The organism is Janthinobacterium sp. GW821-FHT03A03 (assembly GCF_059421435.1).
The window spans coordinates 377,679-399,930 of the sequence record NZ_JBWKUZ010000002.1 but is presented as its reverse complement, the minus strand read 5'-3'; the positions used below and the strand labels follow the sequence as shown (position 1 = coordinate 399,930).

At 66.6% G+C, this 22,252-nt stretch carries 19 protein-coding genes; 15 read left to right on the top strand and 4 right to left on the bottom strand.

All coding sequences use genetic code 11. The features are described from left to right. Positions 1-247 precede the first annotated feature (247 nt). Positions 248-3,934, top strand: a complete 3,687-nt coding sequence (locus tag AC07VI_RS08435; RefSeq protein ID WP_492994396.1) for a PAS domain S-box protein — start codon at positions 248-250, stop codon at positions 3,932-3,934. A 13-nt stretch (positions 3,935-3,947) separates the two neighbouring features. Continuing rightward, on the top strand, positions 3,948-4,943 hold the full coding sequence (locus AC07VI_RS08430; RefSeq protein WP_492994395.1) for an HD domain-containing phosphohydrolase: 996 nt from the start codon (positions 3,948-3,950) through the stop codon (positions 4,941-4,943). Between the two features lie 11 nt (positions 4,944-4,954). On the opposite strand, the gene AC07VI_RS08425 is transcribed toward AC07VI_RS08430, so the two are convergent. From AC07VI_RS08425 to AC07VI_RS08410, 4 genes are all read right to left on the bottom strand, one after another. After that, positions 4,955-5,635: an RES family NAD+ phosphorylase gene (locus AC07VI_RS08425; RefSeq protein ID WP_492994394.1), complete on the bottom strand. Its 681-nt coding sequence runs from the start codon at positions 5,633-5,635 to the stop codon at positions 4,955-4,957. 6 nt (positions 5,636-5,641) lie between these two features. Continuing rightward, positions 5,642-6,286, bottom strand: coding sequence for a hypothetical protein (locus AC07VI_RS08420; RefSeq protein ID WP_492994393.1), 645 nt, complete (start codon positions 6,284-6,286; stop codon positions 5,642-5,644). A 117-nt stretch (positions 6,287-6,403) separates the two neighbouring features. Continuing rightward, the gene (locus AC07VI_RS08415; RefSeq protein ID WP_099374364.1) at positions 6,404-8,281 is read right to left on the bottom strand and encodes an esterase/lipase family protein; all 1,878 of its coding nucleotides are present in this window, start codon (positions 8,279-8,281) and stop codon (positions 6,404-6,406) included. A 1-nt stretch (position 8,282) separates the two neighbouring features. Then, positions 8,283-9,059, bottom strand: coding sequence for a DUF481 domain-containing protein (locus AC07VI_RS08410; RefSeq protein ID WP_086145387.1), 777 nt, complete (start codon positions 9,057-9,059; stop codon positions 8,283-8,285). A 238-nt stretch (positions 9,060-9,297) separates the two neighbouring features. Here AC07VI_RS08410 and AC07VI_RS08405 point away from each other — a divergent pair, with 238 nt between their 5' ends. From AC07VI_RS08405 to hmgA, 13 genes are all read left to right on the top strand, one after another. Continuing rightward, positions 9,298-9,687 carry a hypothetical protein gene (locus tag AC07VI_RS08405; RefSeq protein WP_139842457.1) on the top strand — a complete coding sequence of 130 codons (390 nt, stop codon included), beginning with the start codon at positions 9,298-9,300 and terminating at the stop codon, positions 9,685-9,687. Positions 9,688-9,790: 103 nt separating this feature from the next. Next, a complete protein-coding gene (locus AC07VI_RS08400) occupies positions 9,791-10,477 on the top strand; it encodes a winged helix-turn-helix domain-containing protein (RefSeq protein ID WP_086145385.1) in 687 nt (228 codons plus the stop codon). Further along, entirely contained in the window at positions 10,470-11,822 is a 1,353-nt protein-coding gene (locus AC07VI_RS08395) for a sensor histidine kinase (RefSeq protein WP_086145384.1), read from the top strand. Before AC07VI_RS08400 ends, AC07VI_RS08395 begins: the two co-directional genes overlap by 8 nt. Positions 11,823-12,007: 185 nt before the next feature. After that, a complete protein-coding gene (locus tag AC07VI_RS08390) occupies positions 12,008-12,907 on the top strand; it encodes a VirK/YbjX family protein (protein ID WP_099374367.1) in 900 nt (299 codons plus the stop codon). Between the two features lie 112 nt (positions 12,908-13,019). Next, the gene (hemB, locus tag AC07VI_RS08385) at positions 13,020-13,994 is read left to right on the top strand and encodes a porphobilinogen synthase (RefSeq protein WP_086145382.1); all 975 of its coding nucleotides are present in this window, start codon (positions 13,020-13,022) and stop codon (positions 13,992-13,994) included. A gap of 66 nt (positions 13,995-14,060) precedes the next feature. Next, positions 14,061-15,404 (top strand): MBL fold metallo-hydrolase, encoded by a 1,344-nt coding sequence (locus AC07VI_RS08380; protein WP_099374565.1) that lies wholly within the window; start codon positions 14,061-14,063, stop codon positions 15,402-15,404. 66 nt (positions 15,405-15,470) lie between these two features. Further along, on the top strand, positions 15,471-15,980 hold the full coding sequence (msrA, locus tag AC07VI_RS08375) for a peptide-methionine (S)-S-oxide reductase MsrA (protein ID WP_086145441.1): 510 nt from the start codon (positions 15,471-15,473) through the stop codon (positions 15,978-15,980). An 18-nt stretch (positions 15,981-15,998) separates the two neighbouring features. Next, positions 15,999-16,817, top strand: a complete 819-nt coding sequence (locus AC07VI_RS08370; RefSeq protein ID WP_099374368.1) for a helix-turn-helix domain-containing protein — start codon at positions 15,999-16,001, stop codon at positions 16,815-16,817. 216 nt (positions 16,818-17,033) lie between these two features. Continuing rightward, positions 17,034-17,432, top strand: coding sequence for a DUF1842 domain-containing protein (locus tag AC07VI_RS08365; protein ID WP_086145380.1), 399 nt, complete (start codon positions 17,034-17,036; stop codon positions 17,430-17,432). Between the two features lie 154 nt (positions 17,433-17,586). Then, positions 17,587-18,939, top strand: coding sequence for an MFS transporter (locus AC07VI_RS08360; RefSeq protein WP_492994391.1), 1,353 nt, complete (start codon positions 17,587-17,589; stop codon positions 18,937-18,939). 12 nt (positions 18,940-18,951) lie between these two features. Further along, complete coding sequence (locus AC07VI_RS08355) at positions 18,952-20,619, top strand: FAD-dependent oxidoreductase (RefSeq protein WP_492994390.1); 1,668 nt, start codon at positions 18,952-18,954, stop codon at positions 20,617-20,619. 123 nt (positions 20,620-20,742) lie between these two features. Then, positions 20,743-20,928, top strand: coding sequence for a hypothetical protein (locus AC07VI_RS08350; RefSeq protein ID WP_086145378.1), 186 nt, complete (start codon positions 20,743-20,745; stop codon positions 20,926-20,928). Next, positions 20,925-22,223 carry a homogentisate 1,2-dioxygenase gene (hmgA, locus tag AC07VI_RS08345; RefSeq protein WP_086145377.1) on the top strand — a complete coding sequence of 433 codons (1,299 nt, stop codon included), beginning with the start codon at positions 20,925-20,927 and terminating at the stop codon, positions 22,221-22,223. The genes AC07VI_RS08350 and hmgA overlap by 4 nt, the downstream gene beginning before the upstream one ends. Positions 22,224-22,252: the final 29 nt, after the last annotated feature.

Here is a 22,252-nt window from a genome sequence, read left to right as displayed (position 1 = left end):
CACGCTGGCGGCCAGCCATCCGCGCCAGAGTTCGTACGCATTCCGCTTTTCCTTTCTGAAAAAGCATCTTTCCCCCGCGCGGCAGGCGCGGGCGTGATGACCGAGCCTTGCCGGGCCGACCCGTACCGTTGTCATTTTTGCTGTGTTGCCGCTTTGCTAAAAAGCCGGGCGCCGGCGCGCGGTGCGCCGGCATGTTTTGCGACGTCACGTTTCACTCAACCTATGCCACGACAGTATGCTTAGTTCCATGTTTGCCGCCCCCGCCGATGCGCTGCCGTCCATCTATGGCACGCACGATGCCGCTCTCGTGCTGTTTTCCATCGGCATTGCCATCTTTGCCTCGTTCATGGCCCTGCAGATTGCCGGCATGGCGCGCAGCAGCGAGCGGGGGGTCCAGCGCCAGACGGCCATCATCACGGGCGCCATCGCACTGGGCGGCGGCATCTGGTCGATGCACTTCATCGGCATGCTGGCCTTCGACATTTGCACGCGCGTCTCCTTCGACCCCGGCCTGACCCTGCTGTCCATGCTGCCGGGCATGGCCGCTTCGTGGGTGGCGCTGCACTTGCTGGCGCGCCCGCGCATCAGCTGGCGCCAGCTGGTGGTGGGCGGCGTGCTGGTCGGCGTGGGCATCGGTTCCATGCATTACAGCGGCATGGCCGCCATGCAGACGTCGCTGACCCTGCACTACCAGCCCTGGCTGTTCGCCCTGTCGCTGGTGGTGGCCGTCACCATGGCCATGCTGGCGCTGTGGGTGCGTTTCGGCCTGAACGCCATGCGCCAGCGCCTCAGTCCCCTCGCTTCGCTGCTGCTCAGCAGTGTCGTCATGGGCCTGGCCATCTCCGGCATGCATTACACGGGCATGCTGGCGGCGCGGTTTTCCGGCACGCCCACGGCCGGCGACAACACGATTACCGTGCAGGCCTCGTTCGTGGCGCTGGCCGTGGCCCTGATCACCGTCACCCTGACGGTGTTTGTCGCCGCCGCGAACGGCCTGCTGCGCTACCGCCAGCTGCTGCGCCACGCCAGCGCCAGCGAATCGCGGCTGCGCGCCATCGTCGACACGGCCGCCGACGGCCTGATCACCATCGACGGCCAGGGCCAGGTGCGCTCGTTCAATCCGGCCGCGGAAAGCCTGTTCGGCTGGCGCGAAGCGGAAATCGTGGGCAGCAATGCGAGCCTGCTGCTGCAGCCGGCCGACGCGGCCGAATACGAAGGCTATCTGCGCGACTACCTGGAAACGGGCGCCTCGCGCATCCTCGACAGCGGACGCGAACTCGATGGCCGCCACAAGGACGGCGCCGTGCTGCCCATGCGCGTGGCGATCGGCAAGATCGAGACGCCGGGCCAGCCCCTGTTCGTGGCGTTTGTCACGGACATGCGCTCCTCGCGCAACATGGAGCAGGCGCTGAAGGACAGCGAGCGCCAGTACCGCACCCTGATCCGCAACATTCCCGGCGTGTCCTTCCACTGCAGCTTTGCGCCCGAGTGGAAGATGATCTTCATCAGCGACGCCGTCTTCAACCTGACGGGCTGGCTGCCGCAGGACTTCGTCGCGGGGCGGGTCAGGCTGTTCGACCTCGTGCATCCGGACGACCGCCAGCGCGTCAACGACACCTGCGTGCAGGCGGCAGGCGAACAGCGCGATTTCGAGAACGTCTACCGCATGCTCCACCGCGACGGGCGCGAGCGCTGGGTGCGCGAAAGCAGCGGCCCCGTGCTCGACAACGACGGCGTGGTGCGCTGGATCGACGGCGTCATCCTCGACATCACGGAAAGCGAATTGCGCAACGCCGAGTACGAAGGCAAGGTGACGGCCATCTCGCGCGCGACGGCCGTCGCGGAATTCGACCTGCAGGGGCGCATCCTGGAGGCGAACCAGAACTTCCTCGACCTGGTCGGTTACCGGCTCGACGACGTGCTGGGCCTGCACCACAGCGTCTTCTGCGAGCCTGCCCACGTGACGTCGCCCGCCTATGCGGCCTTCTGGCAGCAGCTGGCGGCCGGCGAATTCAATACGGGCGAGTACAAGCGCATCGGCAAGAATGGCAGGGAAGTGTGGATACAGGCCTCGTACAACCCGATCTTCAACACGGACGGCAAGCCGTTCAAGGTGGTCAAGCTGGCCACCGACGTGAGCGAACGGCGCGCCATGCAGGAAAACCTGCGCGCGGCGAAAGACCGCGCCGAGCAGGCCGCCGAATCGAAGACCAGCTTCCTGGCCAACATGAGCCATGAAATCCGCACGCCGATGAACGCCATCATCGGCTTTACGGAAGTGCTGCTGGGGACGGCCCTGGACAGCCTGCAGCGCCGCCACCTGGGCACGGTGCGCCAGTCGGCCCGTTCGCTGCTCGAACTGCTCAACGACATTCTCGACATGGCCAAGCTGGAAAAGGGCGCCACCGAGCTGGAACTGGTGGACTTCTCGCTGCCCGACCTGGTCGACCACGTGGCCGCGTCCCTGCGCGTCACGGCGCACGCGCGCGAGCTGGTGCTGCATGTCGATATCGACCCGGGCATGGGCCAGTTCTTCCTCGGCGACGCGCGCCGCGTGCAGCAGGTGCTGACGAATCTGATCGGCAACGCTGTCAAGTTCACGGAAGTGGGCCATGTGCGCGTGGCCGTCGGCATGCAGGGAGAGCAGGTCCACATCGCCGTGCACGACACGGGCATCGGCATTCCCGCCGACCGCCTCGACAAGATCTTCGCGCCGTTCACGCAAGCCGATTCCTCGATGAGCCGGCGTTTTGGCGGCACGGGCCTGGGCACGACGATTTCGCTGCAGCTGGTCGAGCTGATGGGGGGCACCATCACCGTGGAAAGCACCCTGGGCGTGGGCAGCGTGTTCCACGTGCTGCTGCCGCTGGCGCCGGGCAAGGCCGTGTCGCGCCGCAGCGAGCAGCCCGTCGTGGCCTTGCCGCCGCTGCGCATCCTGGCCGCCGACGACGTGCCGCAGAACGTGGAGCTGCTCCTGATCAGCCTGGGCGCGGCCGGCCACCAGGTGATCACGGCCGGCGACGGCGAAAGCGCCGTGCGCGAGTTCGGCAAGGGCGGCTTCGACATCGTCCTGATGGACGTGCAGATGCCGCGCATGGATGGCCTGGAAGCGACGCGCCTGATCCGCGTGCACGAGCGCGAACAGGGACTCAAGGCGACGCCCATCATCGCCCTGACGGCCAGCGTGCTGGAACAGGACCGGCGCGCCGCGCAGACGGCGGGCATGAACGGTTTTGCCTCGAAACCGCTGGAAATGCACAAGCTGACGGCGGAAATCGCGCGCCTGCTCGATATCGCCGTGGCCATGCCGGCGCCCGTGGCGCAGGCAGGCGCCGCGGCCGGACAGGTCGACTGGCAGCGCGGCATCGCACTGTGGGGCAGCCGCGACACCCTGCAGCGCGCCATCGCGCGCTTCGTCCAGGCCAACGGCGATTGCGCCGCCATGCTGGCGGAGGAACTGCAGCGGGGCGGCGCCAGCGTGGCAGGGCACCTGCTGCACCGCATTAAGGGCGCGGCCGGCAATCTGTGCCTGCTGCAGGTCGAAAGCCTGCTGGGACGCATCGAACAGGCCATCGCGCGCCAGCAGCCCGCTGACGAATTGCTGGCGCAGCTGGCGGCCGCGTTTGCCGCGCTGGCGCGCGAACTGGGCGCGGGGGCCGGCGCCGTGGCGCCTGCGGCCGCCGAAGACGCCGCACCGGTCGAGCGCGGCGCCGCCGGCGCCTTGCTGCGCCAGGCTATCGCCAGTCTGGAGGGCGGCGAGCTCGATGACGACCTGATGGCGCAGATTGCCGCCATGCTGGCGCCGCACGGCCAGCAGCAGCGCCTGCAGGCGCTGGCCAGCGCCATCGACGATTTTGAATTTGCGCGCGCCGCGGACGTGCTGCGCCAGCTGCTGGACTGGCTGGAGACGCAGGCGGCTGCCGACCTTTCCTGATACTGGGCTGACGATGACCTTACACGACGACAAACCGACCCTGCTGCTGGTCGATGATGAAGCAACGAACCTGCAGGTGCTGCGCCAGATCCTGCAGGACGATTACCGCCTGCTGTACGCCAAGGATGGCGAGAAGGCGCTGGAACTGGCGCAGAACAATCCCGTCGAGCTGATCCTGCTCGACATCATGATGCCCGCCATGACGGGCTATGAAGTGTGCCGCCAGCTCAAAGCCATGCCATCCACGGCTGCCATCCCCGTCATTTTCGTCACCGCCCTGTGCGACGTGAAGGACGAGGCGGACGGCTTCGACGCGGGCGCCGTGGACTACATCACCAAGCCGGTCAGCCCGCCCATCGTGCGCGCCCGCGTGCGCACGCATTTGTCGCTGGTGGACGCCGAGGAATTGCGCCGTTCGCGCCTGCAGGTGATCCAGACCCTGGGCCAGGCGGCAGAATACAAGGACAACGAGACGGGCATGCACGTCATCCGCATGAGCTATTACGCGCGCCAGCTGGCGCTGGCGGCCGGCTACAGCGCGGCCAGGGCGGAAGACTTGTTGAACGCGGCCCCGATGCACGACGTGGGCAAGATCGGCATCCCCGACGCCATCCTGCAAAAGCCGGGCAAGCTCGATGCGGAAGAGTGGAGCGTCATGCGCCGCCACGCGGAAATCGGCGCGGCCATCATCGGCGAGCACGCGGGCGGCCTCTTGAAAATGGCGCGCACCATCGCCCTGACGCACCACGAGAAATGGGACGGCAGCGGCTATCCGCAAGGCTTGCAGGGCGAGGACATCCCCCGCGAAGGCCGCATCGTCGCCATCGCCGACGTCTTCGACGCCCTCACCAGCGAACGCCCGTACAAACGGGCCTGGACGGTCGACGAAGCCATCGCCGCCATGCAGCGCGACAGCGGCACGCATTTCGATCCCGCGCTGCTGGCGCTGTTCATCGAACAGCTGCCGGCCATGCTGGAGATCAAGGATCAGTGGCGCGAGCCGGTGTAGGGCATTTCAGCTCAGGGCGGGGCTACGCGCAGGCGGTCAGCCAGCAAGCGCGCATAGGCTTCAGTGTTGCCGAATTGCACGTGTGAGCATGCCATGCGCGCGCCCAATGTTGCCATCAGGCGAGAGGATGTCGCATAGGCAAGTTTGCCTGGCTGCCGGCGCGATGGATACACGAAGCCATGAATCGCGCCTGCCTCCTGTGCAATGACCTGGTCCAGCTGGCAGCCCAGCCATTGGCACCAGGCGTGATCGGGGCTGTGCAATTGATCGTAAATGCCCAGGCGGCTGGCGGCCAGCCCGGTCAGGTCGAACAATTGCAGCGGGGCGCTGAATGACAGGGTGGCGATCAGCGCTTGTTGCGCGTTGTGATCGATGTAAAAGGTGCCCGGGCGTGTGACGTCGTTACGGCAAAGCTGGGCTTCCCAGGCCGCCGTGTAGGCGTCGTCCGCAAGATACGCCCAGTGAAAGGGGAAACCGGCCGGGCCGGCCAGCGCGGTGGGCGGGCCGAAGCGGTAGGTGCGTTCAACCTTCGCCGGCCAGATGGACGCCGCGTTCCATGCCGCGCGTACCAAGACCTGGCCTGCTGGATGGGTGATGATATTACTCAATAATTCAGCGCGCAGCGATGCCAGCGCCGGCAGGCGTGCTGCCATTTCTGGCGGGACAGGCGTATCTTGCAGTTGCAGCGTCATGCAGGGCTAGCCTATGATGTCGGCCATACCCCTATGCTGCCACTGCGCTGCCGCCAGCACCTTGCGCAATCTCTCGCTGGCTGGCAGATCCAGCAGCGTTTGCTGACTGGGATGTACCTCGGCCCGCGTCTCGAAAGATTTGCCTGCCAGCATCTCTGCCGGCGAAAGTTCGTTGAATTCGTCGGCACCGCTGACCCAGAAGGCATGGATGGCACTGCCGGGCTGGCCGGCGAGGACGGCGAGCACGGGCGCGATCAATTCCGGCACGGGCTCGATAAATTGCCAAGCGGGAAACTCCTTGCCGATACTGCGTCCCTTGGGCGTCACGCAATAAAACCGCTGGCTTTCCACTGCGCGATACAGCGACGCCTGCGACAGTGCCACCCATCCTTGCCCAATGACATCGGACACCTTGAGTTTTAATACGGGAAGTTGCAGCGGTATCGGCGGCGGGGTGGCGCGCAGCGAGGCGCGCGCCGCATCGAGCGCGCGCATGGCCAGGTCGATCAGGCGCTCGCGCTCGGGACCTTGCGCCAACAGGTGGAGCTGTGCGCTCACCAATTGCGAGAATTGCTCCACTACCCGCAGGTCGTTGTCGGTCCATTCCCGGCGCTCGGGCGCCAGAGTGTCGTGATGCAGATGCGCTGTCATGTTCGGTCCTCGGGTATATGCGCCAGGCGTCTTACACGCAAGATTATCATGTTTCGCAACTTTATCAAGCGAAAAGCGCATTTTTCCGGCAGCGGACAGCGAGATATATACGGCCGATCAGGGCAGGCTGTCCGGCAGCCGCAAGATCCGCCGTATTTCCAGGATCGCCTGCGGGCTTTCCTGCACGCTGTGCCAGGACGGAATGACTTTTTCCGACAGCGCGCCGTCGAGGTGGGCGCTGGCGTAGGGCACCACGCCGTCGCTCGATTCGGCCAGCGGCAGCTCCGGCGTGTCGTTGCCCATGATGGAGTGGTAGCGCACTTTCGGGCTGATCGGCAGGTCCGCCACCAGGCGCACGAACGGGTCCTTGTCGCTGAGGTTATCGATGCTGTTGGGGATGCGCAGCGGCTCGCTGCTGCCCGTGTCGAGCTGCGCCAGGCTGCCGGCCGCGTCGGACAGCTGTTCGAGCATGGTGATGGGCAGGGTGACGAGGTTGGCGATCCAGCGCGCCACCTTGTGGTTGGCGAACGAGGTGCCGCGGTGCGGCGCGGCGATGAAGATGGCGCGGTTGACCTGCGGCATGGCCGTGAAATTGAGGTAGGGCGCCAGCCCGGCGCGCACTTTTTCCGCCTTCTTGCCCTTCAAATTGTATTCTTCCGTGATGGCGTCGAGCAGGGTGTTGCTGGCGTCGGAGACCATCAGGCGCGCCAGCACGCCGCCCATGCTGTGGCCGATCAAGACCAGGTCGTTCGAGGCGGCGGCCTTGGCCGAAGGGTCGAAATGCGCGACGGTGGCGTCCAGCGCCTTGCGGATGGCGGCGTTGTTGGCCGCCAGCGGCGCGTTGCTCGGGTAGTACACCTGCCAGATCTGGTAGCGGCGGCGCAGCTGTTCGTCGCCCATCAGTTCATTCGCCACGTTGATCCACGCTTCCGGGCTGCTGGCCAGGCCGTGCAGCATGACGATGGTGCGCTTGTCCGGGTCGTAGGGCTGCATCAGGTGCACCTGCGGGCGCGAAATGCCGTCGGCGCGGCCGAACAGGGTGCGCAGCGCCTGCACGCCGAAGCCGGAACGGGCCAGCCACAGGCCGTAGCCGGCCGTGAAATTGGCCGCCACGGGCAGTTCCTGGCCCGCCATGCGCGTCGATTCGCTGCGCGTCGGGTCGACCAGCATCAACAGCAGCTGCTGCGTGGCCAGTACTTCCTGCAGGCTGTTGCCGTCGAAGCGGATCAGCGCCGTGACGACGGGGAAGCGCGTTTCCTGGAACGCCGCGTCAGCGGCCTGCGCGGGCTTGGGCATGACGGCCACCAGGTCGGCGCCGAAGCCGTCGCGCCGGTAGACATTGCGCAGGCCGGAAAACGACAGCGAGGTGGCCGGCAGCAGTTCTTCCGGCAGGGTGCCGTCGTCGGGCAGGCGCAGGGCCGACAGTTCGCTGTCGATCTGCCAGCCGGCGACGCGGATCACATGGCCGTCCGGGCGGTATTCGCCGCGGTGGCGGAACAGGTTGCCGACGGCCTTTTGCACGGCGTAGTTATAGTAGTCGCGGATTTGCGTCTGGCGCTCCTCGAAGGCGCGCTGGCCCGGCGTGCGCGTCGTGTAGAACAGGTAGGCATAGGCGTAGCGGGCCGATTCCAGCCAGGCGGCCAGCAGTTCGGCGCTGGCGTGGCCACCCTGTTTTTCCTCCGCCAGGGCGCTTTCGAGCCACAATTCGGAGAGCGTCGCCAGGCGCTGCTCGTCGCTGAGCAGCTCGGAGCGGGCCAGGTCGGCGCGGCAGCTGCCCGTATTGGCTTCGCAGGCGGCGATGTCGCTGCCGATGATGCGCAGCACCTCGCTGGCCGAGGCGCTGAGTTTGCCCGTGGTGAGGATGTCGCCGCGCCGCTGCTGCAGGTAGTCGGCCGGGGAAATGGCGCTGACGGTGACGGCGGCGCAGCCGCTCAGCAGCGCCGCCGCGCACAGGAGGGCGCCCAGGCGCAGGCGCCGCATCAGCGTGGCCGGCATCTCAGAAGGAGTAAACCAGGGTCAGCGAGGTTTGCGTATCCGTGTTCTTCTTGTCATCGGGCACGCGCGTGTCGTTGCGGGCGCTGAAGGCGGCCTTCATCTGCATGGTGCCGTTGATTTTCGTGCTCAGGGCCGTTTCGGCGATCGAGTGGGTGTTCGAGGTGCCCCGTTCCACGCTGACCGTCTGGGTGAACATGGCGGACTGGCTGATCTTCCACTTCATGGCGGCCGCGCCGCGCACCGTCAGGCCGTGTTCCGATTCGCCCGCATCGTTGGTGCCGCTGAAGTAGCCTGGACCGACTTCCACGTCGACGCTCTTGTCGCTGGACTGGTACCAGCGCGAGCCGTGACCGACGGCCAGGGTCGAGTACTTGGTGTAGGCGCCGAACTTGTCGTTCACGTGCGAGGCCAGCACGAACAGTTTTTCATGGTCGGCCATCAGCTTGTAGGCGGCCTTGGCGGAGGCGGAAAAGCGCTCGGCCGAGCGTTCGCGGATCTTTTGTCCCTCGTCGTTCGTCGTTTCATCTTCCTTGAAGTAGCCGCTGAAGATGTACTGGTTGCTCCAGTCGTCGAGTTCCTGGCGCGCGTCGATCTTGCCGGTGACGGAGGTGCCGACCGTGTTGCCCGAGGTGGTGATGGCGCCCAGTTCGGCGGAAGTGCTCCAGCTGCCGATGGGGATTTCATCGAACAGCATGCTTTGTTTGGAGTCTGCGGCAGCGGCGCTGCCGCATGCGGTGGCCATGGCCAGCGCCAGTGCGAGAGAGTGGGTCGATTTCATGGCAGTGTGTCTGTCTGTGGCGCGCGCCGGGCGTGCCTGCTGTTCGTTAGTGGCAGTGGTGGATATGCAGGCCGCGGCAAGCCGTGCGGCGCCTGTGGCAGGGGCGCGCGGGCGCGGCCAAACATTGTCGAGGCTGTATTGTACCCGACCCTGCCGTCGTTCGCCGCACGCCCCGGCGCGCGCGAATCCTGCTATATTGATGGAAATATTGCAAACTTGGCATGCGTGGATGAGGACGATGAAAATAGCTTGCAAGCTGGTCACTGTGGCGTGGCTGTGCGCGGCGGCGCAAGCCGGGGCGCAGGCGCCGGAGACGACGCCGGGAGCGGCACCGGGACCGGGACCGCAACTGACGCAATCGATGATACGCGACGCCGTGCGCGCCGTGCTGGCGGAAGAGGCGCAGGCGCGCGATGCGCTGCCGCAGCCGCAGATGCAGCAGGTGACGATACGCGCCGACAGAAAGTACGAGCAGTTCGCCGCCGCCTTCGCCGAGGCGAAAGTGCCCGACTGCCTGCATCCGGACGGCTTGAAGCGCCAGCCCACCAGCATCGGCCCGATTGGCATCGGCGGCGTGTATGCCTTGCCCTTCGTGGCGATCGCCAAACTGCGGGGGAAATGCAATTAGGCGCCAGGCGCCGCGTCGGCGCCTGCGGGGAGGGACTGGCAAGTGGACCGCGCCTGGCGTATGCTGCGCGTATTTGCTGCCCTGATTTTTACAAGGAATTCCCGTGCGCTGCCTGGTCATCGAAGACGAAGCTGAAACCTCCCGCTACATTTGCGCCGGCCTGCGCGAGGCGGGCCACGACGTCACGGCCTGCGACAACGGCATCGACGGCATGCGCCTGGCCTGCGGCGAAGACTGGGATGCGCTGGTGCTCGACCGCCTGCTGCCCGGCGAGATCGACGGCCTGGCCATCGTTGCGCGCCTGCGCGGCATGGGCCGCAACACGCCCGTGCTGGTGCTGTCGGCCCTGTCCAGCGTCGACGAGCGCGTGCGCGGCCTGCGCAGCGGCGGCGACGACTACCTGTCGAAACCGTTCGCCATCGCCGAACTGCTGGCGCGCATCGAGGCGCTGCTGCGGCGCGCCGCGCCCGTGCCCGAATCGACGCAGCTGCAGGTGGCCGACCTGGTGCTCGACATGCGCACCATGCGCGTGACGCGCGCCAGCCGGCAAATCGCCCTGCAGCCGCGCGAATTTCGCCTGCTCGAATACCTGATGCGCCACCAGGGCCAGTCCGTCACGCGCGCCATGCTGCTCGAAGCCGTGTGGGACTACCATTTCGACCCGCAGACGAACGTCATCGACGTGCAGGTGAGCCGCTTGCGCAACAAGGTCGACAAGGAATTTTCGCCGCCGCTGATCCACACGGTGCGCGGCGTCGGCTATACCCTGGGCGTGCTTGACGGTGCGTAACCTGCACCGTTCCATCGCGGCGCGTCTGGCGCTCGGCTACGGCGTGCTGGTGGCGCTGTCGATCGCCGTCGTCTGCGGCGTCTTCTATTTCGGCACCATCGGCGTGCTCGATCGCAGCGTGGACCGCAAGCTGGTGCTGCTGTCCGAGCGCCTGGCCGCCCTGTACCAGCCCGCCGACAGCACGCGCACGGCGGCCGAAATCGCCCATTTGCTGACGGACCGCACGGACAGCGACACGGAGATTTTTCTGCTCGTCGGCGCCGACGGCCGCCGCGTGGCCGGTAACCTGTCGGCCTGGCCCGACGCGGCCAGTCCCGTGGGCCAGCTGCTGCACCGCGACGTCACGCGCGAGGGACGTCGCGTGCCGGCGCGCCTGCTGATCCGCGGCCTCGATGGCGGCGCGCGCCTGTTCGTCGGGCGCGACATGGAGGAGGGCGAGTCGATCCGCACCCTGGTACTGCGTTCGCTGTCCTTTGGCGGCGGCGCCGCCGTGCTGCTGGCCGTGGCGGGCGCCTGGCTGTTCCGCCGCCAGCTCGAGGCGCGCATCGGCCAGATCCGCCGCACGGCCGGCGAAATCGAGGCCGGCGACCTGAGCCGGCGCATCCCCGTTTCCAGCGAAGATGAATTCGGCTTGCTCAGCCGTGACATCAACCGCATGCTCGACCGCATCGAACACCTGATGGACGGCGTGCGCCACGTGTCGAACGCCATCGCGCACGACTTGCGCACGCCGCTGGGACGCATCCGCAACAAGCTCGATGGCGCCTTGCGCCAGCAGCAGACCGTGGCGGGCTATGAGGGCGCCGCGCAGGCGGCCATCGACGATATCGACGACCTGACGCGCGTGTTCGACAAGCTGCTGCAGATCGCGGCGGCCGAATCGGGCATGCGTCCCGAGAATTTCGATGACATTGACCTGCATCAGATCGGCGCCGACATCGTGGAAATGTACGAGGCGACGGCCGACGAGCAAGGCGTGCTGCTGGTGCAGATGTATGGCGACGACGTGCCGGCGCGCGGCGACCGCAACCTGCTGGGCAGCGCCCTGGCCAGCCTGGTCGACAACGCCATCAAGTATGCGGGGCAGGGCGCCACGGTGGAAGTGTCGGCCGGCAGCGATGCGCAGGGCAGCTGGCTGGCCGTGCGCGACAATGGCCCCGGCGTGCCGCCGGAGGAATTGCCGAAGCTGACGCAGCGCTTCTATCGCCTCGACAAGAGCCGCCACCTGCCCGGCAATGGGCTGGGCCTGTCCATCGTGGCGGCCATCGCGGCCCTGCATGGCGGCAGCCTGGAGATCGAGGATGCGGCGCCGGGCTTGCGCCTGCGCTTGCGGCTGCTGCGCTAAGGCGCCGCTGTCAGGCCGGCGTGGCGTATCGGCACATTACCAACTTGTAACCCCCTTTGTTTTAGCCTCCCCCTATCATCCGCTCTACCCGGCCAGAGCCGCGGCATGCGTGCCGGCGCCTGCGCCGGGCTGCCCGCGGCCGCTGCCGCGTCCCGTTCGCCCAGTCCCGTTGTAGAGCCGTTCGCATGCATACTTTTACCGCCACCGGCGACGCCGCGCCGCAGCAGCCGGCACTGCGCCAGCATGGCCACCGCCTCAAGGCCGCGCTGGGCGCCATCGTCTTTCCCGTGCAGCGCGCGCGCTGGCAGGCGTTCATCGCCGGCACGCCGGGCATGGCGGCGCTGGCGCAAGCCCATCCCAGCCTGCTGTACAAGATCTACCGTCCCTATGCGAGCCGGCAGTTCGGCTGCGCCGCGAGGGTGGACCTGCTGCGCGGGCATTACCGCTTCCTGTGGCAGGCCGGCGCGCGGCCGCTGGTGGAATACGCGGCGCGGCGCGCGCTGGTGCTGGCCGCCATCGAGGGCAAGGATGGCGCCACCTACCGCCTGCAGCTGACGGCCATCCACGACAGCCACCGCGAGGGCGACCTGTGCCTGCGCCTGACGCGCGACGGCGTGTCGCTGTACCTGGCCAGCTTCCTGTTCCGGCCCCAGCCCGGCGGCGCGGCCATCGCACTGGGCGCGCTGCAGGGCTTGCGCTCGCAGGCGGGCGCGCAGGCCGTGAAGGAGGCCACGCGGGCGCTGCACGGCTGCCGGCCGAAAAACCTGATGGTGGCGGCCTTGCGCGACCTCGGCGATTTCTTCGGCTGCAGCCACCTGGGGCTGGTCAGCAATGCCAACCGCATCGCGCTGAACTGGCGCCGGCGCCGCCACATCTCCTGCGATTACGACCTGGCGTGGCAGGAACTGCATGCGCAGCCTGCCGGCGACGGCAATTACCGCCTGCCGTGCACCCCTTGCCGCATGCCGGACCTGGAGCTGGTGCCGTCGAAAAAGCGGGCCGACGCGCGCCGCCGCGGCGCCATGCTGGTGCAACTGGCGGCGGACATGCGCTGGCAAGTGGCGGCCCTGTTGCAGCCGCAATGAAGGCGCAGGACGGCCTTTTTTGACTTGCGCAGCTTTTTTGCCAGGCGGCCCGGCGCAAGCGGCGCGATGGGCGTATACTGATCGGCGTTGTTAACCTGAAGCCAGTCATCCCATGCCAGCACAATTCCCCACTTCGCGCATGCGCCGCCTGCGCGCGACCCCGCAACTGCGCGAGCTGTTCCGCGAAACCGAGATCAACCCGCGCGACCTGGTCCTGCCGATCTTCGTCGACGAAGGTTCCAGCGATTTCATCGACATCACCTCCATGCCCGGCGTGCGCCGCATACCCGAAGCGAAGCTGGCGCAGGAAGTCGAACGCTATGCGCGCGCCGGTTTGCGCTCCGTCATGACCTTCGGCATTTCGCATCACAAGGACAGCCACGGCAGCGATACGCTGAACCCGGACGGCCTGGTGGCGCGCATGTCGCGCATTATCAAGGACGCCGTGCCGGAAATGGTGGTCATGTCCGACACCTGCTTCTGCGAATACACGGACCACGGCCATTGCGGCATCCTGCACGGCGACACGGTCGACAATGACAGCACGGTGCTGAACCTGGGCAAGCAGGCCGTCATCGCGGCCCAGGCGGGCGCCGACATCATCGCACCGTCGGCCGCCATGGACGGCCAGGTGGCGGCGATCCGCAGCGCGTTAGATGCGGCCGGCTTCCACGACACGCCCGTGATGGCGTATTCCACCAAGTTCGCCTCCGGCCTGTACGGCCCGTTCCGCGACGCGGCCGGCAGCACCCTCAAAGGCGACCGCAAGACTTACCAGATGGACCCGATGAACCGCCGCGAAGCGGTGCGCGAGTCGCTGATCGACGAAGCCGAGGGCGCCGATGCGCTGATGGTCAAGCCGGCCGGCGCCTACCTGGACATCATCCGCGACCTGCGCGAAGTGACGCGCCTGCCGATCGGCGCCTACCAGGTCAGCGGCGAATACGCGATGATCAAGTTCGCCGCGCAGGCCGGCGCCATCGACGAGCGCCGCGTGGTGCAGGAAACCCTGGGCGCCATCAAGCGCGCGGGCGCGGACATGATCTTTACGTATTTTGCGATGGATGTGCTGAATAATCCGTACTAATTCTGCATGGGGCAGGGCAGGCGCCTTTTCAGCTATCATGGCGCGCTGCCCAACCTGAATCAGCTTATGCCCCTGAAAATCTCCCGCATCCTGCACGCCGGCTATGTCTTCGAATGCGACGGCACGGCCATCGCCTTCGACCCCATCGTCGAAAATCCGTTCAGCCGCAACTGCCACGCCTTCCCGCCCGTGCGCTTCGACCTCGACGCCGTGCGCCGGCTGCGCTGGGACGCCGTCTTCATTTCGCATTTCCACGACGACCACTGTTCGCTCGACAGCCTCGATGCGCTCGACCGCGCCACGCCCATCTATCTGTACTGCGTCTTCGACGAACTGTTCGCGATGATCCGCGCGCTCGGTTTTACGCAGGTACAGCGCCTGCACGTCGACGTGCCCGTGCGCGTGGGCGCCATCGAGGTGATCCCGCGGCGGGCGCTGGACGACGATGTCGACTCGCTGTTCCAGGTGCGCGCCGCCGGCTTGAACGTGCTCAATGTCGTCGATTCCTGGATCGGCCCCGAGACGTTGGCGCAGCTGGCCGCCTTCGCGCCCTGGGACATGGTCCTGTGGCCGTTCCAGACCATGCGCGAGATCGCCGTCATCGCGCCGTCGCTGGCGCAGCCTGGTCCGGTCGAGCTGCCCGACGACTGGGTGGCGCAGCTGCGCGCGCTGGCGCCCCGTTACCTGGTGCCCAGTTCCTGCCAGTTCGTGCAGGAAGACTGGTCCTGGTACAACCACGCGATGTTCCCGATCACTTACCGCCGCTTTGCCGATGAAATCGGCGGCGCGCTGCCGGACGCGCACATCTTCCGCCTCGATCCGTCGACGGCCGTGCTGCTCGATGCGCACGGGGCGAGTCGCGCCGAACCCTTGCCCTGGGTGATACCCGTCGGACCGCAGGACGTGGATTTCGACTACCGCCCCGAGGCGCTTGCGCCCGCCACGGCGGACATCGCCCGGCGTTTCGCGCCCTTGAACGATGCCGACGCGGCGCTGGTGCTCGATTTCTGCCGCAATGGTTTGCTTGAGCGCTACCGCGACATGGAACTGCCCGACGACAGCTACTTCCAGCAACCGCGCCTGTGGCGGCTGGCCCTGTACGGCCATGACGGCGCCGCCACCGTCCTGCATTACCGCACGCAGGGCGACGCGATCGACCTCGCGCCGCAGACGAACGAAGCGCCCGGCTGGACCACCGAAGTGCCGCTGGTGAAATGCCATGCGGCGCTGGTGCTCGGTGAATCGCTGACCTCGATGTACATGCGCATCAACGACGGCCCCTTCGACGAAGCTACGCGGGCGGAACTGATGGAAGCCGACATCGTCGACGACCCCCTGATCCGCTGCCTGTTCAACGACGCCATCGGCGCCTACCAGGCGGCGCAGCTCAAGCGCCTGCTGGCCCGCTGAAGAAAACCGCGCGACAGGGTAAGATGGACGATACATACCAGTATCTCAGATCAAGGAATGATCAATATGACAAAAGACAAGGAAACCGCGATCCTGGCCGGCGGCTGCTTCTGGGGCGTGCAAGACCTGCTGCGCCGCTATCCGGGCGTGCTCGCCACGCGCGTGGGCTACAGCGGCGGCGACGTGGCCAACGCCACCTACCGCAACCACGGCACGCATGCGGAAGCGATCGAGATCATCTTCGACCCGACCGCCATCAGCTACCGCAAGATCCTGGAATTTTTCTTCCAGATCCACGACCCCAGCACGGAAGACCGCCAGGGCAACGACCGCGGCACCAGCTACCGCTCGGCCATCTTTTACACCAGCGAAGCACAGCGGCTGGTGGCCGAAGAAACCATCCGCGACGTCGACGCCTCGGGCCTGTGGCCCGGCAAGGTGGTGACGCAGGTGGCGCCGGCCGGCCCGTTCTGGCAGGCGGAACCCGAGCATCAGGATTATCTGCAGCGCTTGCCGCACGGCTACACCTGTCATTACATCCGGCCGGACTGGGTCTTGCCGCAGCGTCAACAATAATCGCCAGGGGAGACGGCCATGCGCTATTGGCGGGTGGAACGGCGGCAGGCGGAAGGGCAGCTGGACCTGGGGCGCGCCCTGGACCTGGTTGCCGCCATCGGCCACGCCGACGTCAATGCCATGGCGGGCGCCATCCTGACCACGGCCGGCGCGGCCGCGTCCATCGCCCAGTGCACGATCTTTGCCTATGAATTCGGCAACCGTCCGCGCACGGTCGCCGTGGCCGACCGGCGCGGCGGGCGCTTCCTGCAGGATATCGCGGACAGCTACGCCCGCCATTACTATGCGCTCGACGGCAACCAGAGCGTCATCGCGCCGGCCGCAGGCGTGAAAATCGATCCCGCCATCGTGCTGCACCGGCAAGCCGGCGATGAAATCCGCCATCCCGGCTACCGCGCCGTCTGTTATCAAAAGCCGAATGTCTCGGACCGCCTGTCCCTGCTGGTGCAGCCGGCCGCCGACATCTGGCTGTCCGTCAATTTTTACCGCGACAGCAGCCAGGGCCAGTTCCAGCCCGGCGAAGTGGCCGCCATCGAAGCCCTGTCGCCGCTGTTCGCGTATGCGGCCAGGCACCACTACAGCCTGAACGGCCAGCCCGCGCACGGCGTTTCGCCCATGATGCTGGCCCGGCTGCGCCAGCATGGCCCGCAGCTGAGCAAGCGCGAACTCGACGTGCTGCGCGGCGTGCTCGAAGGCCACACGGCCGTGGAAATCGCCGAGACCATGGGCGTGCAGCCGTCGAGCGTCGTCACCTACCAGAAACGCGCGTATAAACGCCTGGGCATTGCCAGCCAGCGCCAATTGTTTGCGCTATGTCTAGGCCCGCAAGTGCCGTAAGTGCTAGCAAATCCGGTATACCGGGCCCAGCATAAAATTGCTGGAATTCAAGGCAATAATGTGAGCATATTGCTACGGAAATACGGACTATGCTGCCTGCAGAGTGTTGATGCGCCGCCGGAACCGCGGCCATTGGCAAGGCTGGTAGCCAGTGCCTGTCGCCGCGCGCGATCTCGCCTGTTCATGGCTCAGGAATCATTCCCGAAGGAGTCCATTGTGTCCTCATCTGAATTGAATGCGGTAGAGCACGTCTATCTGATGGCCGGCAATCTCGGCTTGCCCGGCGCGCCCATCCTGAATCTGGCCCTGTTCTACAACCCCGACGACGGCACGGTCAGCGGCGAAGCCCTGATCACGCAATCGATCGCCCCGCCGAACGGCCGCGTCGTGATCCGTCCCGTCAGCGGTCCCGTGCACGGCCTGGGCCTCGGCGGCGCCACGCGCGTCTTCAGCCTGATGGGCGAATACGTCGTTTCCGTGCCGCCGCCTGCCATCGGCAGCTACCTGGCCAAGTTTGAAGCGACCTTTGTCACCGACAACAACTGGAGCGGCCACGGTTCCTTCAGCTATGGCAACCAGAAGGTCGACAACGTGCCCATCAAGAAACGCGGCTAGGCGCGCCGGCTAGTTCTTTTGGCCGATGGCTGTCCCCAAAATGGGGACAGCCATCGGCTTAGTCGTCTGCATACTGTGTCTCAAGCCGGGATCACCCGGCAGCACCCGCCGATAACAACAAGCATGGCGGGGCAAAGACCTTATGGAGACCAGCATGACCATCGTCCAGGGGGCAACCCCCGCCACCGCCGCCACCCACGCGCCCGCCCCCGACGCGGCCGCCAATCAGCTGGAACAGCAGGTCATGCGCAGGGTGTCGCGCCATCTGCTGGGCTTTTTGTTCCTGCTGTTCGTGTTTTCCTTTCTTGACCGCATCAACATCGGCTTCGCCGGCCTGACCATGATGCAGGACCTGGGCCTGTCCGGCACCCAGTTCGGTTTTGCCACTACCCTGTTTTACATCGCCTACATCGCCTGCAGCATTCCCAGCAACATCGTGCTGGCGCGCATCGGCGCCCGGCGCTGGATCGGCTCGATGATGATCGCCTGGGGCCTGGCCTCGACGGCGACCCTGTTCGCCAGCGGCCCGGCCAGCCTGTATGCGCTGCGCTTTTTAGTGGGCGTGACGGAGGCGGGCTTCCTGCCCGGCATGCTGCTGTACCTGACTTACTGGTTTCCCAGCGCCTACCGGGCGCGCGCCAATGCCCTGTTCATGATCGCCATGCCCGTCACGGCCGCCATCGGTTCAGCCCTGTCGGGCCTGATCCTGGGGCTGGACGGCCACTGGGGCTTGAAGGGCTGGCAATGGCTGTTCTTGCTCGAAGGCATGCCATCCGTCCTGCTGGGCCTGGCCGTCTACGGCTACCTCGACGATGCGCCGGGCAAGGCCAGCTGGCTCAATGCGCTGGAACAGCAGGTGCTGGCGCGCATGCTGGCTGCCGAGCACAAGCCTGACGCACCCCGGCAAAAAGTCTCCGTGCTGGTGGAAATGTGCTCGCCCACCGTGCTGAAATTCGGCATCGCCTACTTTTGCCTGGTCAACACCCTGGCCATGGTGGCCGTGTGGACGCCCTTGATCGTGAAAAGTTTCAGCGGCAACGCCAGCAATACGCAGATCGGCCTGCTGGCGGCGATACCGCAAGTGTGCACCGTCATCGGCATGGTCGCCTGGGGCCGGCGCTCGGACCGCCTGCAGGAGCGCCGCTGGCACATCGTCTGGCCCATGCTGCTGTCGGCCGGTGGCTGGCTGCTGACCGCGCATGCCGCCAATCCCGTGCTGCAGCTGCTGGGCGTGTGCATGGCTTCGACGGGCGCCTACACGGCCATGTCCGTCTTCTGGACGACGCCCGACCGGGCCCTGAGCCTGGGCGCGCGCGCCATCGGCATCGCCGTCATCAATGCCACGGGCAATATCGGCTCGGCCCTGAACCCCGTCGTCGTGGGCTGGCTGAAGGACGTCACGCACAGCTTTGCCACGGGCTTGCTGTACGCCAGCGTGCTGCTGGTGGCGGGCGCCGTCATCGTGCTGACCCTGCCGATAGCGCGCGGCGGCAAAACACATTCTTGAGAGGACACCATCATGCGCGATACGTTTCACCCTTATCCCCATGTGCCGAAAGTGTATCCGCCCGGCAAGCCGGCGGCCGCCTCGACGCAGCACGTCCCCGTCCTGATCGTTGGCGGCGGCCCCGTGGGCCTGGCCACGGCCCTGGGCCTGGCGCGCCACGGCGTGCGCTCGGTGCTGATCGAGGCGGACGACGGCGTCTGCACGGGCAGCCGCGCCATCTGCATTTCGCGGCGCAGCCTGGAAATCATCGACCGCCTGGGCGCGCTCGACGGTTTTCTGGCCAAAGGCTTGCCGTGGACGGGAGGGCGCAGCTTTTACCGCGAGGAAGAAGTGCTGCACTTTACGATGCCGCAAGACGCGAACCAGAAATTGCCGCCCATGGTCAATCTGGCGCAATACCATATCGAGCAATTCCTGCTCGACGCGGCCGAGCGCCATAGCGAGCTGATCGATATCCGCTGGCAGACGCGGGTCACGGGCGTGCAGCAGCGCGCCGACGGCGCCACGGTCACCGTGGCCACGCCGCATGATACATATCAAATCGACACGGACTGGCTGGTGGCGGCCGACGGCGGGCGCAGCGTGGTGCGCGAGGCGCTGGGCCTGAAATTGCGGGGCACCAGCTATGAAGGCCGCTACGTGATCGTCGACATCCATTTGAAAAGCGAGCGCCCGACGGAGCGGCTCGCGTACTTCGATCCGCCGTCGAATCCCGGTTCGACCGTGCTGGTGCACAAGCAGCCCGACGATATCTGGCGCATCGACTACCAGCTGCGCGACGACGAGGATGCGCAGACGGCCGTGCTGCTGGAAAACGTGGCGCCCCGCGTGGACAGCCTGCTGGCCATGATGGGGGAGACGGCCCCGTGGCATCCCGTGTGGATCACCATCTACAAGGCCAACGCCTTGACCCTGGACAAATACCGGCACGGTCCCGTGCTGTTTGCGGGCGATGCGGCCCACCTGGTGCCCATCTTCGGCGTGCGCGGGGCCAATTCCGGCATCGACGACGCCGACAACCTGGCCTGGAAGCTGGCCTACGTGGTCAAGGGGCTGGCGCCGCAGGCCTTGCTGGACAGCTATTCGGACGAACGCGTGTACGCGGCCCATGAAAACTTGCGCCACGGCACGAAAAGCACGGAATTCATGGCGCCGCCCACGTTTGCCTTCGAGCTGATGCGCACGGCCGTGCTCGGTCTGGCGGGCAAGCATGCGCACGTGCGCACACTGATCAACCCGCGCCAGACGAGCGCCATCGCGTATGCGCAGTCGTCCCTGAACGCGCCCGACACGGATGGTTTTTCCGCCGGACCCGCGCCCGGCACCGTCTTGCCCGAGTGTCCGCTGGCGCTGCCGCACAACGGCGGGCAAAAAGCGGGGTATATTACCGATCTGGGGAAGCGCGCCGATGGCCATTTCACGGGACTGTACTTCGGCGTGGATGCTTGCGTGCCGGCCGAGCTGCTGGCGCTGGGCGACAGCTTGCCGTTGACGACCGTGGCGATCAGCCGCGGCGGCGCGCAAGGGGGCGCCTGGGACCATGCGGCGCAGGCATTCCCGCTGTTCGACGCGCGGCCCGGCACGTTTTACCTCGTGCGCCCGGATGGGCACGTGCTGGGACGCTGGCGCGAGGCGAGGGCGGGGCAGGTGGAGGATGCTTTGAAACGGGCATTGTCTTGAAGCAAACCCAGTGGCAAATTCCGGGGCGCGGACGGGGACGCCGGGTCCCTTGGGGTCCGACCCCAGCTGTTTCGCCTTTCGGGTTGAAAGGCCGAATGTATTACATCAGGATCAGGAGACAACATGACCGACATCGAACGCGATAATCTATACACCGAGCTGTGCCACACCATGGGCAGCCTGGGCGAGCAGCGCGCGCCGCTGTTCCTGGCCCGCTTCGCCTTGCTGGCCATGGACGCCGTCGGCCAGGCCGAGGTGGTGCAGGGCTTGCTGCGCGACGCGGCCGCCGGCATGGCGGAGCCGGCATGAGAGGGGCCGGCTACCAAAGCGGCTTCGGCAATGAGTTTGCCACGGAAGCCATCGCCGGCGCCTTGCCGCAGGGGCAGAATTCGCCGCAGCAGGCGCCGCTGGGCTTGTACGCGGAACAATTATCGGGCACGGCCTTCACGGCGCCGCGCGCGCAGAACCGGCGCTCCTGGCTGTACCGCATCCGTCCCGCCAGCCAGCATCCGCCGTTTACCTTGCTGCCAAATACGCGCATCGTCAGCGATTTCCATGCGATGCCGCCGACGCCGCCGAACCAGCTGCGCTGGGACCCGCTGCCGGATGCCGGCGAGGCCACGGACTTCATCGACGGCTGGCAGACCATGGCCGGCAACGGCAGCGCCGAAGCGATGAGCGGCTGCGCCATCCACCTGTATGCGGCCAACCGCTCCATGCAGCGCTTCTTCTATTCGGCCGACGGCGAATTGCTGGTCGTGCCGCAGCAGGGCAGGCTGGCAATTGCCACGGAAATGGGCTTGCTCGAGCTGGAACCGCAGGAAATCGCCGTCATCCCCCGTGGCGTGCGCTTCCGCGTGACTGTGCTGGACGGCAAGGCGCGTGGCTATGTGTGTGAAAATTTCGGCACGGCCTTCCGCCTGCCGGACATGGGGCCCATCGGCTCGAACGGATTGGCGAACGCGCGCGATTTTCTGGCGCCGCACGCGGCCTACGAGGATATCGAAGGCGATTGCGAACTGGTGGCCAAGTTCGGCGGCCGCCTGTGGCGCACGACCCTCGGCCATTCGCCGCTGGACGTGGTGGCCTGGCATGGCAATTACGCGCCGTACAAATATGATTTGCGCCGCTTCAATACCATCGGCTCGATCAGCTACGACCATCCGGACCCGTCGATCTTCCTCGTGCTGCAGGCGCCGAGCGAAAACCCGCTGCTGGGCGCCATCGACTTCGCCATCTTCCCGCCGCGCTGGCTGGCCGCCGAGCATACGTTCCGGCCGCCGTGGTTCCACCGCAATGTGGCAAGCGAGTTCATGGGGCTGATCCACGGCGTGTACGACGCCAAGGCGGCCGGCTTCGTGCCGGGCGGCGCCAGCCTGCACAACTGCATGTCCGGCCACGGCCCCGATGCGCAGACTTTCGACAAGGCCTCGCACAGCGACACGTCCGCGCCCGCGAAGGTGGGCGACACCATGGCCTTCATGTTCGAGACGCGCACCATCCTCAAGCCGACGCCGTTCGCCCTGGACGGCGGCTTGCTGCAAAACGACTATTTCGAGTGTTGGCAAGGCTTGCGCAAGCATTTCGACCCGGACGCCGGGTAGCCGGGCGGCCCGCGCACCGGCGCGGACCG

Coding starts and splice junctions, on each gene's coding strand:
- AC07VI_RS08435 (WP_492994396.1), top strand. CDS start 248: ATGTTTGCCGCCCCCGCCGATGCGCTGCCGTCCATCTATGGCACGCAC.
- AC07VI_RS08430 (WP_492994395.1), top strand. CDS start 3,948: ATGACCTTACACGACGACAAACCGACCCTGCTGCTGGTCGATGATGAA.
- AC07VI_RS08425 (WP_492994394.1), bottom strand. CDS start 5,635: ATGACGCTGCAACTGCAAGATACGCCTGTCCCGCCAGAAATGGCAGCA.
- AC07VI_RS08420 (WP_492994393.1), bottom strand. CDS start 6,286: ATGACAGCGCATCTGCATCACGACACTCTGGCGCCCGAGCGCCGGGAA.
- AC07VI_RS08415 (WP_099374364.1), bottom strand. CDS start 8,281: ATGCCGGCCACGCTGATGCGGCGCCTGCGCCTGGGCGCCCTCCTGTGC.
- AC07VI_RS08410 (WP_086145387.1), bottom strand. CDS start 9,059: ATGAAATCGACCCACTCTCTCGCACTGGCGCTGGCCATGGCCACCGCA.
- AC07VI_RS08405 (WP_139842457.1), top strand. CDS start 9,298: ATGAAAATAGCTTGCAAGCTGGTCACTGTGGCGTGGCTGTGCGCGGCG.
- AC07VI_RS08390 (WP_099374367.1), top strand. CDS start 12,008: ATGCATACTTTTACCGCCACCGGCGACGCCGCGCCGCAGCAGCCGGCA.
- hemB (WP_086145382.1), top strand. CDS start 13,020: ATGCCAGCACAATTCCCCACTTCGCGCATGCGCCGCCTGCGCGCGACC.
- AC07VI_RS08380 (WP_099374565.1), top strand. CDS start 14,061: ATGCCCCTGAAAATCTCCCGCATCCTGCACGCCGGCTATGTCTTCGAA.
- msrA (WP_086145441.1), top strand. CDS start 15,471: ATGACAAAAGACAAGGAAACCGCGATCCTGGCCGGCGGCTGCTTCTGG.
- AC07VI_RS08370 (WP_099374368.1), top strand. CDS start 15,999: ATGCGCTATTGGCGGGTGGAACGGCGGCAGGCGGAAGGGCAGCTGGAC.
- AC07VI_RS08360 (WP_492994391.1), top strand. CDS start 17,587: ATGACCATCGTCCAGGGGGCAACCCCCGCCACCGCCGCCACCCACGCG.
- AC07VI_RS08355 (WP_492994390.1), top strand. CDS start 18,952: ATGCGCGATACGTTTCACCCTTATCCCCATGTGCCGAAAGTGTATCCG.
- AC07VI_RS08350 (WP_086145378.1), top strand. CDS start 20,743: ATGACCGACATCGAACGCGATAATCTATACACCGAGCTGTGCCACACC.
- hmgA (WP_086145377.1), top strand. CDS start 20,925: ATGAGAGGGGCCGGCTACCAAAGCGGCTTCGGCAATGAGTTTGCCACG.